The following is a 12,630-nucleotide window of genomic DNA, read 5'->3' on the forward strand; positions in this document are numbered from 1 at the left end:
TTTGGCTGGAAAGAACTTTCATCTTCCTAGGTTTTTAAGTTAATTTATAACACACACGCCTCGTGGCGCACCAGATAAACACAGAAAAAATCACAGACCTGCCTGCCGCAGGCAAGTGGACACAGAATTCTTATTGTAGCTAAAAATCAAAATGCTTTAGCTTTTCTCTGCCCTCACTACGACTCTGTGGAGAATGATTTTTCCCGCAGATTTCCGCAGATTATACAGAATAATTCACAGACCTGCCTGCAAGCAGAATTCGGCAGATTTAAAGGTGTCTTACCATAAAAGTAAAAAGCTCCAAAAACTTTACTCCTTTTTTCTCCCGTCCTCTGTGGTCAATAACTTTGCGTTCCTTTGCGTCTCGGCGGTGAGAAAAAATCACCAAATCCAAGTACCCGTCGCACCGGGATTCAATTCCGCAAAGAGGATTTTTTCCTTGTCCTTGATTTGAAAACTGATTGGTCCTTTGGCATCGTTTAATGCGATGAGTACTTTTTTGCCGTCAGGCCTCAAAAAAGCCACATTGTGGAGACCCTCAAAGATGTTGCTGTCAATCCGCACCGAACCTGGTTCCACAAACTTACTTGCGTGAGCAATGACGTAATAGGCAGGATTTCGAGTTACTGAATCACCAGCTATAGTTACCGCACCGAGACATTTTTCGCACCCTCCACGATCTGTAAAGGGTGTCAGTTCAGGATTGGAAGTCAAGTTCCACTCCAAAACCGTTCTTGCCCAATTGCGGGTAGCACCGATGATCAGGTTTTTCATGTGCCAAGGCATGTCACCTGCAAGATTGCCGGGTGCACCGATCCACTGCTCTGTGAAGTAGATGTTTTTGTCCGGAAAAGCTTGATGGACTTCACTCAAAGCGGAAATTTCTCCTCCATACAAATGAAATGCGGAACCATCGATGAATGGATTGGCAAGGGAATCACTCAAAACGGTGATTGGATAATCCGGTCGATCGGCATTGTGATCGTAGATCAGGATTTTGGTTTTGATGTTGTTTTCATCGAAAGCTGGTCCAAGGTGAACGCCAATGAACCGTGCCTGCTGATCCGGAAGCATCAAAAGTGATGGGTTATTTTTAGGATGTAGCGGCTCGTTTTGAATTGTCAGTGCGTCAATTTCAAATCCCTGTTCCTTCATCGCCTTGATGTAGTTGACCAAATAGCAAGCATAAATCCCCTCAAATTCCTCCAAAAGTGATCCTCCTCGGGTGTCATGATTATCTTTCATCCATTTAGGTGGTGACCAAGGTGAGGCCATCAACTTGACGTTGGGATTTATTTTCATGATTTGCTTCAAAACCGGAATGACGTCTACCGTATCATGACTGAGGCTGAAGTTTTCCAATGCTGGATCAATGGACAATGAATCTTCGAGGTCGTTGTATGAAAAAGGGAATTCATTTAGATCCGAAGCAGCAACAGACAGTCGGAGGTATGAAATCCGGATATCATTTTCTCTTTTTCCGAATAGCTCCTGAAGAAGTGAAGCCCGTGCAGAAGCACTCATTTCCAAAAGATGTTTGGCACTTCCTTGGCTCAGCGTGAATCCAAATCCATCCATGATTTGATAGCTCGTTTCGGAATCAACCGAAATAGTCAATTCACTGTCATTGAACTCGCCATCATTGCTTTGTTTTTGAAAAAGTACATTTGTCTCAGGGTCTGTTAGCCAATGTTCGAAGGGCAGTTGATTGGTTTTTTTTCCACAGGAAATAATAGCCAACAGGATAAAGGAATGGAGTATTTTCTTCATTTGGGAGAAAAGCAAAAGCCCTGGAAATTTTCCAAGGCTTCAAAGTGAATCAAAAAGCGCTCAGAATGCAAGTGCGGCAAAGCCTAATTTCGATTTTAGAAGGTTCATCCCTTTGGTCACTAGGATTTACTTGAAAAGGCCTTTTCCCAAATCCATCAGGCCTCCCAAATCCATACCACCGCCTTTTTTTCCTTCGCCTCCGAGTATACTACCCAAAATGCTTTCCAATCCCCCACCGTTTCCTTCTCCTTGTATGGCTTTGACAATGGAGGACATGATGTCATCATTCGCTTGTGGAGCATCATTTACCTTTTTATTGAAAAAATTTATCAACAAAGGCAAAGCCACTGCAGCCATAGCCATCGCTTGCTTGGAGTCGATTCCTAATCTGTCCGCTAAGCCTTGGGAAAGATCACCTTTCAAATTATTGACTAAGGGACTGGAGGGAGTAGTTTCTCTTCCTGAAAACATCTCCTTCACCGCTTCGGTGTTTCCTGATTTTGCTTGCTTTTCCAGCAGCGAACTAAAGATTTCTTCAATTGCGCTAGCTGTACCCGGTCCCGCATTTGTTCCCGATCTTGCGAGTGCATCTTGCAGGGGGCCATCAGCCATTTTTAACAGTTTTTCTAACATGATTTTAAAAGTTTAATTTGCCTAAAGTTGAAAAGAATAATCAGGGCTTTCAAGTAATTTTGAGTCTAAATTTTGGGAATTTAATTGGGTAGGGTAATACAAAAAATCAGACATGAATTCAGAAATAGACAGTGATACTCGGTTTCTTTTTTCCCTACTTGCATTGAGATGAGGAATATAATAATAGCAATAATTCCTACGGAAAAGTGGTAGAAGAGATAAAGAATATACAAGGAGTAAAGGGAATTCGTGTCTATCAAACGTCTTGGATCCTGGCAGGAAGCGGGATTTGCCTTCCGGAGATTGGAATTTTTATTTCCAAAGCAATTCCTGAAAAAGCGAGGCTTTCAATTATTCAACATGAGTATGGACATTTTTTGGACTTCAAAAATGGAGTAAATGGTGGCCCAAAAAGGCTATTCGGATCTCGAATATTAGGTTTTTATATATTGATCGGAATACCGAGTTTATTTAATCTGATTCCTCTAATTAATCAACTCCCGATCTTCAAAGGTGACCACCGGACGTTTTGGACAGAAATTCGGGCTAATCAACTTGCTAAAGCACATTTTGGTAAATTCTTGGCGGAAGGGTTTGAGCGAAGTTTTCCCTCCAAATCCATCGCCTAAAAAGATTTTCTCAATGGTTTCAATTCAGCATTTCAATTGTCATACAATTGTTTCATCAAAGGTAAATTATGAACAAGCAGTCCATTTTTGCGATTCTATTTTCCAATCGGATTTTCGGAATTACGCTGATTTGCCTTTTTCCTACTGTTCCTGATTTCAGCTTTTCGGATCATAACTCTGCATAGGGGGTAGGGGGGATTTGAATCATTATTCTATAGAAATAGAATTCCTTTCAATCTCTGACGAAATTAAAAACCAGACTGGCATCGGTCAGATTAGCTGAATTCAAGCCCACTCGATAGGTATAGTATCCGGCTTTCAAAGGTATTTCACCTTCTTTTACAGAAGCGTTATGGTTCAATTGGTGGCCTTCGGCTAGGAGCCAAACTGAGGCATATTTGAAGGCATATTCAAACTTTTTGTACTTAGAGTTTGATCTTGCCATGACCGTCCCAAATCCGTTTTCAACATTCCCCGACTGAACGATCACCTCTGTAAAATTGACATCTGAATTGTTTTGAACACGGATAAAAACTCCGTCAGGCCTGCCGTCTTGAATACCGCAGGAAGTGAAGAAGAGAAAAAGCAGAAGGAGGGTGATTCTGATTTCCATGGGAGAATGTAGCGATAAATTGAAATTCAAAAAAAATCCTTTCGAAAAAATTTCGAAAGGATTTTAAGTTGACAGATTAAAAGCTCTTTTTTTTACCATTTAGAAATTAAGGGCATTAAGAAATGTGGAAATCTCTGAGATTTTTGCCTAAATCTCAATTTCCCTAATGCTCTGAATGGTTTAAGTTTTTGTCGTTGTAAAAGACATAAAGTTTATCCAAAGTTGTCTATTTAACCATTAAGAATTTAAGGACTTTTAGAATTGCTCCATCCATGAAAATATTGATAGAAACTTAATTCCCTTAATGAACCTATTGGTAAAAAAACCATCTGTCTTGAAAATCAATTTCCTTTTGGTCTAAAGTATCGAATCGGTGCCTTAGGTTCAGGTTTTAGCTCAATTCCTTCAGTTGCGATTCTGTCCAAGGCCTCTTTCACAGCCCGCTCCAACTGGGGATCGCGACCTTCAATCACGTCTTTTGGAGTTTGCTCCACGGCGATATCAGGAGAAATTCCGACACCTTCCACAGCCCATTCTCCATCGACATCATAGAATCCACCTCGAGGCGCAACCATGCGTCCGCCATCCAAGAATGCCGGCGTATCCCAAGTTCCAACCAATCCTCCCCAAGTTTTGGTGCCGATCAGCGGACCGATTTTCATTTTGTTGAAAAGGTAGGGAAGGAGATCACCACCCGAACCCGCACGCTCGTTGATCAGCATGACTTTTGGTCCCCAAATTCCTGACATTGGTGTGGTAAAAGGTTTGTGATCATTTGCCCGGGAATTGAAATAGCCATGAAGATCGCGAGCCATGATGTCCACCATGTAGTCAGCTGCCGATCCTCCTCCATTGTTTCGCTCGTCGATGACAGCGCCCTTCTTATCCTGCTGCGCAAAATAATAGCGATTGAAAGACGTATAGCCTGGTTGTCCTGTGTTTGGGATATAGACGTAGGCAAGTTTTCCTCCGGAAAGCTCATCCACTTTTCTGCGATTTCCTTCCACCCAATCGATGTTTCGAAGTTGACCTTCATTGGCTACGGGAATGACTTGAATGACTCGAGAACCTTCCAATCCAGCTTTTGAATTGAGATGGATTTTTGTCGGCTGATTGGCAGTTCCTTCAAAGTAGGTGTAAATATTGGTACCTGGCTCAATGGCTTTTCCATTCACTCCGACTACATAATCACCAACTTTGGCTGTGGTGCCAGGCTGAGCAAGTGGTGCCTTCAAGTTTGGATTCCAGCTTTCGCCATTGTAGATTTTTTTGATTCGATAGTTTCCGTTGACCATCTCATAATCCGCTCCAAGCAAACCGATTGGGACAGTTTTGATCTCCGGAAAATCTCCACCTCGGGTATAGCTATGACCAACGGCCACTTCACCACCGAGGATATCGATGACGTAATTCATATCGTTTCTATGTCGGACATGATCAACCCATGGCTTGTACCAATTGTAGATATCGTCCCAAGGTGCGCCATGAACATTATCCACATAAAGGAAATCACGCTGAAATCTCCAACCTTCACGGTAGATCTGCTGCCATTCGTCCATCGGATTGACTTTGACTTTCATCGAACCTATGGCTTTCAAAGCTCCATCGCCTGACTTTTTACCCGAACCTGAAGTTTCCACGATTCCCCAAGTACTTCCACTTTGATAAAGCATGGATTTTCGATCCTTGGATATAACAACCTGATTGACACTAGGGAAAAAGACTTCTGTCTTACGCTTTTTTAAATCGTATTTATGGAGAGTTGTACCCTGATTTGGGATGCTTTCCATGTAAAAAACAAAGCCTTCCGGAGCTGAAGCAAGGCCGGTGAAGTTTCTTGCAGGAATGTCAATTGCTACTATTCTGTTTTGAATTCCAGCTGCATCGATTTTCACTGTAACAGGGGTTTCCGCTTTCTTTTCTTCTTTTTTAGCCTCAATTTCTTCATCGCTTTGGGGAAGCAATGGCGAGGAATCTGCTGCATTCAGTACTGCTAAGTACAAGCTTCTCGTGATCGGGTGATCGTAGCTACTCATGTCCAGCCAACCGGTATTCAAGCCAAAATCAGTGCTGGCTAGGAAGTACAAGTATTTGCCACTTTCGTCCCAAACCGGTGAAATCGCATCTGCCATCGCATCACCAATCTGGATTTTTTGGTTGGTGGCTACATTCAGGACAAAAACAGATTTCAGTTGATTATCCATGATTCGTACATAAGCGATCCATTTTCCGTCAGGTGACCAAACAGGGTTCATGCTGCGATTAGGATGAGCAAAGCGATCAGTTTCCACCACTTTGGCATTTCCTGAGGCCACATTGACCACCCATATCTGATAGTCTGTATCTGTAAAAGCGATGTGAGCGCCATCCGGAGACCATTCAGGCTTGAAGAAAAAGCTGGGATCGGGGAGATTGATTTTCTTTTGGATACCACCATCCTGATTAGCAATTACCAGTTCATATTCTCCTTTGGCATCGGAGAAATAAGCGATTTGCTTACCGTCAGGTGACCAAACCGGTGCTCTTTCGGCCGATTTGGAAGTATTGGTGACGTTTCTTCCAGCTCCATTTTCTTTTGGGACGGTGATGATCTCACCGCGAAATTCAAAAATTGCCCGCTGGCCCGTCGGAGAAAGTTGAGGATTACTCAGGTCATTTCCTTTGACATCCACCCAGCGTTCTCTCGCCCAGTGAAAGTCACCATTGACGGTGATGTTTAGCTTTTGACTTTGGCCAGTGGCTGGATTGAGAATATGCAAATACCCGCCTTGCTCATAGACGATTTCTGAACTGTTGGCATCCAAGCTTTTGATATCAAAGTCTTTGAGGAATGTCTCCTGCTTTTCTTGTCCGGTGGCTAGATCATAGGACCAAATGTTTGCGAGGAAATCCCGCTCTGAGATATAGTAAACCTTGTTTCCCAACCAGACCGGATCGGTATGTCGTTCATTGTCGGTTTGAGGAGTCATTTTCAGACTGTAATCTTTCAGATCCACAATCCAAATTGGCTTTGCCTGACCGCCTCGATGGTTTCTCCATTCCGGATCCCAAAAGGCTATTTGCTGATAGGCGATATGCTTTCCATCAGTAGAGATTTCTCCGTTTACAGCTCGCGGAATTGGCATAGGTTCGGGCATTCCACCGTTTTTGCTGATTTTAAAAAACTTGGATTCTTGGGTAGCAAATCCCTCACGCCCAGAAGTAAATGTGATGTGATTGCCATCCGGTGTCCAACCTGTTACCAAGTCTGCACCTGGATGCCAAGTCAGACGTTGAGGTTCGCCACCGGTTGAGGGAATTAGATAGACATCTGTATTGCCATCGTATTCCCCTGTGAAGGCGATGTGTTTTCCGTCAGGGGAAAAATGTGGGAGGGTTTCTTCGCCTTCATTGCTTGTGAGTCGGATTGCGTTTCCACCGGATTTGGGCACTTTCCAAAGGTCATTGGCATAGACAAAGACGACTTCGGATTCACTTAGGGTAGGTTGCCTGAGTAGTTGCGTGCCTTGCCCAAAGGCAAAATTTGCAAGTCCCGAAGCTAAGATTAGGGTTAATATTCTCTTCATAAGATTGGTGATCGTGATTCGATTCTTAAATAGGAGACTTCGAATCAATTTCACAAACCGATGATAAAAAAATGGGCTGGATAAGCCGTAGATTTCAATCTCCAAAAAAATTCTTGCCTCATGCTTCTTGCCTTTTCTCTTGATACTAAAATCTTGTTACTTGACGAGACTCATTCAATTTCCAATGTTCAAATTCAATGACCAATCCTCCTGAGGCGGACAAGTTTTTCAAGGGGTCTCCCTTACCTCAAACTACTTACCCTCTTTTCAATTCAAAAATCTGTTTCAATATTTTCTTTTGGATCTGATTTTGGAAATTCCTCTTCCGTCGATGGCGTATTTTCCTCCGTTCCATGACCTGGTAGGTAAGGATCGTCCACCTCGCGGGTAGGTTCTTTGATGATTGAACCATCCTCATCCTCCAAGGAATTGTCCTCTTCAGGTATCTCCTTATTTGGATCTATTTCTTTATCATCCTCAGGTAAATGTTCCCTGTCATCTGGTTTTATCCCATTAGGGTCTGATACCTTGGGAGCTTGGGATTTCTTGGTTAAATCCTTCTGTCCTGATTTTGAGGTCGCGGTATGATGCTGATCATCCATTTGGCTGCTTTGAAAGATAGCTTGAGTATTCCTACCCAAATGATTAGGATAAATTTTAACATGGGTATCACGCCTCCGATAGTGGCTTTGCGTGGTGACCTGATAGGTTGGAGTTTTGTTCCCGATAGGAGGTTGAAACCCTGTGTTTGATGGAAGGCTGTTCATGATTAGGTTATTTGGTGTAATAAATTGAAATCCAAATTCAGTCCGAATATGCAGGAACAATAAAAAATGAAATATTATAATGCTATATTGTTTTTTATCAAAATATTGGATTGAAAAAATCGGATACACTGGGAAATTCTTCTTAATGCTGCAGGAGAATGACAATTGCGAAAATCCACAGGATGGGAAAACTTTGAATCAAATAGAGTTGGAAGTGTGGATGTTGGGAAGTTTGAGGTTTTGAAGTTGGGAGGTTGTGATTGGTGAGTAGGCAGTCTCAGTATGCAGATTTCAATTGAGGGAAGTTGGGAAGTTTGGAGGCTAGGAAGTTAGGAGTGGTGAGTAGTTAGTCGCTATAGGTATAAAGTCAGGTAGATAGTATTCCTATGTCTTGTGGGTTTGTTGTGTCTTGCACTTTCTTGAGTAAGCATATTTCGCATAGCGTATCTTGCGACCGAAGGGAGCCTATTTCACGACCGGAGACTGTTCAATTAAGTGTGTCTTGCTTCTTTTGTCTAGCTTCTTGATTCGTTGTAATTGTTATCGTTGTTGTCGGGTTGTAATGGTTGGAGGCTGGTAAACTTTGGGCGACTGTCTCCAATCTTGTGTCTTGAATCTTGTGTCTTGAATCCTGGCTCTTGCCTCTTGGCTCTTGCCTCTTGCCTCTTGATACTAAAGTCTCTGACCTCACCCCAACCCTCTCCTTCAGGAGAGGGAGTTTGAGTAGTGCTGGTATAGGATTGAGTGGTCTATTTTATGTGTCTTGAATCTTGTGTCTTGATTCTTGTGTCTTACCTCTTGCTTCTTGCCTCTACTTGATACTTGATACTAACGTCTTGATACTAAAAAAATAAGCCAATGGCGCCTCCTCGCGGATTTCTGGAGTTTTTTTTCCAAAACCTAAATGTGGGTTTAATTAAGAGTTAGGGTTGATATTCCATAATCTGAATCAATTAAACCATACATCTTCGTACCCGGTCAAAGGAGGCATCATCAGCTTTGAAGGAATGAATTCCTTCGATTAATGTGGGATAGTTATTCTTGCTTGAGTTTATGTTTTCATTTTTTAGCAAATAGAAATACGCTTACTCTTCACAAGGTCAAAATCTAAGTGTTCTAAATTTTCAATATTAATATATCATTTTTTGGGTTTAATCCTCTTAAAATGAGCGAGTAATTGACTTGCAAATTTTAGTACCTTTTAAGAATTGATTATTTCTCCACGATTAGGATGTAGAAATTGACCCGTCATATAGCACGATAAATGTGATGCAAGAAAGGCATAGCATGGAGCTACCTCTGAGGGTTCGCCGGCACGCCCTAGGGGGACATCCTTACCAAATCCTTTTACTTTTTCTTCGGGAATTGATGCCCGGTTGTTTGGACTACTTCTGTGCGGGTTTTTGTTTGGGAGTTGGCATAATTAAGGTTTCTGAATGATATCACCTTCTTTGTCAATAAGGAAGTACTTATCTTCTTGGGGAACGATTTTTTCAGGAGTCTGATCCTCGTCATCCTCTTCTTGTTCGGGAAATTCTTTGTCAGGAATATCTCTTTTGGGATCCACAATCTCTACATCCTGCTTTTTAGGATCCAAAATTTCCTGATCAGCTACGGCCTTGAAGGAATTTTGTGGTCTAGGCACGGAGCTTTTCATATTGAAAGTGCGATTATTTTGATATGGATCTTCCGGTAGGAGGGTTCTACTGAAGTCACTCCTACGATAATGTTGATTTGAGGAATCCTGATCAACAGAATTTGGGAGTTCAAAAGGGGTTTGAAGCTTGGAGTTCGAAGTGATGATGTACATGGCTTTTCAATAAGAGTTCTGGAATAAGAAATCCAATTTTGGTCCCAAAAAAGACCAGCCATATGATGCAAGAAAAAATACAAGTAATTCGCTGATTTTCATAGTGGTAGTTTGAAAAATTAGAGGAGACTCTTATTTCCTGACAGCTTGCGTCAATTGATTAAAATCCTATTAATCCACAGGATGGGAAATTAAGGAAGCAAGTAGGCCTTTTGCAGGAATTAAAATTAGTATGTGTTTTGGTCGGTAAAATTTTGACATAAATTTTTTGGTATTTTATATTGATAGGGAAAGTCTTAATGGAGTTTTATAATTATTCCCATCTCTTCCAGTAGATAAATTTAATCAACGGAAATAAACTCAAATTCTGATTTCAGGCCCCTTCGGTTCCCAATCCGCCGTGGTGGACGGGAAGGTTTTCAGTATTCCCTACCTGACGGCAGGTAGGGGGCTTCCAAACGATTTTAAAGAGACAATTCGTTTATTGGCAGAATATGAACAATCCAACTTGAATTAATTGACTTTTTACGATAACATAAGGCACTTTTTTATGAGTAAGCAAATACTTAAGGATATTTTCTGACTACAAATCTTGAGCTGGTTTTTTTTAAAAGCGTATTTACGTATTTGAAAAGCAAAAAAAATGATATAAAAGTCAAATTATGTTTTTTTATTCAATTTTTTTTTTTTAAAATTTGAATCTTCGGCAAAATACTGCGGTTAGATAATGTTTAGAGGATTTAGTGATTTTCCGATTTAGTTTTTATAGAAAATAAAACTTTAAGGATATGGGAATCAAAATTTTACTCAATTGGACCAGAACGCTTTTTCTGGTCATGACAGTAGGCTTATCCATGGGGGTAAGTCTGGATGTGGTAGGGCAGGCGACTGTGGAGACGGATAAGGATGATTATGCTCCCGGAATGTATGTGGTTATTACAGGATCCGGTTGGCAGCCAGGGGAAACGGTCAGTTTTCATTTTGATGAAGATCCTAAGCCTGATACCTGTGTCAACCCCCACGATTTGGTAGCTGTGGCTGATGCGGAAGGCAATATCTTTAATGATGAATTTCTTGTGAAGGAAAATCACTTAGGGGTTACTTTTACTCTGACCGCCACTGGTTTGACTTCGGGAAGGACTGCAGTGACGGTGTTTACAGATGCTGAGGAGAAAGTGGAGCCAAGAGCAGGCACTTGGCAAGGTGGGCAGACTGTTAAAATCACTGGAAAAAAGAAATCTTTTAGTGGCGGAGGAGGCTACACTGTGACTTTTGGAACTGCTTCCTCTGTCTCTGCAAATCGGAAAGATGAAACGGAGCTAAATCAAATAACCACCCCTGCTCATCCAGTTGGCACCGTAGACGTGGTGATCTCCGGACCATCAAGCTTGACCTTGTCCGATGCTTTTACTTTTGTTTGCCGAGATCCTGCTAATGTGATTTTTGATGAGACATTTGGCCCAGGACCTGAGGGAAATAAAAATTCATCAATAGCTGCAGGTGATTACTCTGGTTATTCCAGTGGGTTGAGTGGGTTGACTTTTTCTGGATCAAACAATACCACTATAAGAAAAAATGAAAATTCAAGTTCCGATGATTACCCATGGGCAACAGGCGAGGGAAATGTTTATCTGGAGAAAGGAACCGGAATGAATTCCACACTGAGTATAGCCAACATCAATACTAGTGGTTTTAATGATTTACAACTTCAATTTGGAATATTTAAAAGTAAAAAAGATTCAAATGGTTCTCTATTAATCGTAGAAGTCAGTATTGATAATGGGACTACTTTTTCACCTCTCAGTTTTCCGCCTTTACCTACCGGTGATGGAACGGTCATTTGGCACTATCGAATGACCTCTGGGTCAATTCCATCTTCTGCGAATCTCAGGATAAGGTTTAGAAATACATATAGTGATACTGATTTCAGGATTGATGATATACGTCTCGTTGCCGGGCCAAAAATAAATGTCCAACCTATTAATAAGTCGATTACCTATGGTGATAACACCCAGTTTTCAGTTACTGCCCAAGGCACAGGACTGAGTTACCAGTGGCAGGAGAAAATCGGGACTAATCCCTTTGTGGATATCAGTGATGGTGGGGTGTTCTCAGGTACTTCTACTCCCACCCTTACTCTTACCAAGCCGGGAGTGGCTTTAAATGGAAGGATTTATCAGGTAATTGTTTCAGATCCTTGTGGTACAGCTGTGCCAAGTAGTCAGGCAACCTTGACGGTCAATGCAAAAAACATCACGGGCAACTTCACGGCCGACAACAAGATCTACGACGGCAACACCTCCGCCACTGTACTGACCAGAACGCTGAATGGGGTAATTTCACCTGATGCGGTCGAGCTTACGGGCGGAACCGCAACTTTTGCAGATAAGAATGTTGCGAATGGAAAGACAGTGACTCTATTAGGAGCAACATTATCGGGAGCGGATGCAAGTAATTACAGTCTGACTTCAGTAGCAACAGCAATTGCTGACATTACCCAGGCAGCGGTTACGGTGAGCATCACGGCTGATGATAAAATGTACGATGCGACTGTCGATGCGACGGTAGCGGTGTCCGGCATCTCCGGCATCCTGTTGACCGACGTGGTGACTGCAACTGCGAGCAACGGGGAGTTTGACAACAAGAATGTGGGAACAGGCAAAACTGTGACTGCTGACATTGCCACTTCCGGTACTGATGCAGGCAACTACAGCTTCAATGCGACGGCAACCGATCTGGCTGACATTACCCAGGCAGCGGTTACAGTGAGCATCACGGCTGATGATAAAATGTACGATGCGACTGTCGATGCGACGGTAGCGGTGTCCGGCATCTCCGGCAT

Annotated in this window: 9 protein-coding genes; 2 read left to right on the top strand and 7 right to left on the bottom strand. The window is 42.2% G+C overall.

The features are described 5' to 3' along the window. Positions 1-381 precede the first annotated feature (381 nt). A complete protein-coding gene (locus ACK4HU_RS21615) occupies positions 382-1,770 on the bottom strand; it encodes a glycoside hydrolase family 30 protein (protein WP_409810173.1) in 1,389 nt (462 codons plus the stop codon). Positions 1,771-1,896: 126 nt separating this feature from the next. Next, positions 1,897-2,403: a DUF937 domain-containing protein gene (locus tag ACK4HU_RS21620; protein ID WP_409810176.1), complete on the bottom strand. Its 507-nt coding sequence runs from the start codon at positions 2,401-2,403 to the stop codon at positions 1,897-1,899. A 206-nt stretch (positions 2,404-2,609) separates the two neighbouring features. On the opposite strand from ACK4HU_RS21620, the gene ACK4HU_RS21625 reads away from it, so the two are divergent. Next, positions 2,610-3,032, top strand: a complete 423-nt coding sequence (locus ACK4HU_RS21625; protein ID WP_409810179.1) for a hypothetical protein — start codon at positions 2,610-2,612, stop codon at positions 3,030-3,032. 232 nt (positions 3,033-3,264) lie between these two features. On the opposite strand, the gene ACK4HU_RS21630 is transcribed toward ACK4HU_RS21625, so the two are convergent. The 5 genes from ACK4HU_RS21630 to ACK4HU_RS21650 all read right to left on the bottom strand — a co-directional run bounded on the left by ACK4HU_RS21630 (position 3,265) and on the right by ACK4HU_RS21650 (position 9,788). Next, positions 3,265-3,645 carry a hypothetical protein gene (locus ACK4HU_RS21630; protein ID WP_409810182.1) on the bottom strand — a complete coding sequence of 127 codons (381 nt, stop codon included), beginning with the start codon at positions 3,643-3,645 and terminating at the stop codon, positions 3,265-3,267. 341 nt (positions 3,646-3,986) lie between these two features. Beyond that, positions 3,987-7,211: a PDZ domain-containing protein gene (locus ACK4HU_RS21635; RefSeq protein ID WP_409810185.1), complete on the bottom strand. Its 3,225-nt coding sequence runs from the start codon at positions 7,209-7,211 to the stop codon at positions 3,987-3,989. A gap of 272 nt (positions 7,212-7,483) precedes the next feature. Then, positions 7,484-7,978, bottom strand: a complete 495-nt coding sequence (locus tag ACK4HU_RS21640; RefSeq protein ID WP_409810188.1) for a hypothetical protein — start codon at positions 7,976-7,978, stop codon at positions 7,484-7,486. 1,201 nt (positions 7,979-9,179) lie between these two features. Beyond that, on the bottom strand, positions 9,180-9,344 hold the full coding sequence (locus ACK4HU_RS21645) for an SDR family oxidoreductase (RefSeq protein ID WP_409810210.1): 165 nt from the start codon (positions 9,342-9,344) through the stop codon (positions 9,180-9,182). A gap of 57 nt (positions 9,345-9,401) precedes the next feature. Then, the gene (locus ACK4HU_RS21650; RefSeq protein WP_409810191.1) at positions 9,402-9,788 is read right to left on the bottom strand and encodes a hypothetical protein; all 387 of its coding nucleotides are present in this window, start codon (positions 9,786-9,788) and stop codon (positions 9,402-9,404) included. 788 nt (positions 9,789-10,576) lie between these two features. Here ACK4HU_RS21650 and ACK4HU_RS21655 point away from each other — a divergent pair. Further along, the coding region (locus ACK4HU_RS21655; protein ID WP_409810194.1) for a YDG domain-containing protein at positions 10,577-12,630 on the top strand (2,054 nt) is incomplete at its 3' end.

Origin of the sequence: Algoriphagus sp., assembly GCF_046296635.1 — a bacterium.
Taxonomy (GTDB): Bacteria; Bacteroidota; Bacteroidia; order Cytophagales; family Cyclobacteriaceae; genus Algoriphagus.

Coding starts and splice junctions, on each gene's coding strand:
- ACK4HU_RS21615 (WP_409810173.1), bottom strand. CDS start 1,770: ATGAAGAAAATACTCCATTCCTTTATCCTGTTGGCTATTATTTCCTGT.
- ACK4HU_RS21620 (WP_409810176.1), bottom strand. CDS start 2,403: ATGTTAGAAAAACTGTTAAAAATGGCTGATGGCCCCCTGCAAGATGCA.
- ACK4HU_RS21630 (WP_409810182.1), bottom strand. CDS start 3,645: ATGGAAATCAGAATCACCCTCCTTCTGCTTTTTCTCTTCTTCACTTCC.
- ACK4HU_RS21635 (WP_409810185.1), bottom strand. CDS start 7,211: ATGAAGAGAATATTAACCCTAATCTTAGCTTCGGGACTTGCAAATTTT.
- ACK4HU_RS21640 (WP_409810188.1), bottom strand. CDS start 7,978: ATGAACAGCCTTCCATCAAACACAGGGTTTCAACCTCCTATCGGGAAC.
- ACK4HU_RS21650 (WP_409810191.1), bottom strand. CDS start 9,788: ATGTACATCATCACTTCGAACTCCAAGCTTCAAACCCCTTTTGAACTC.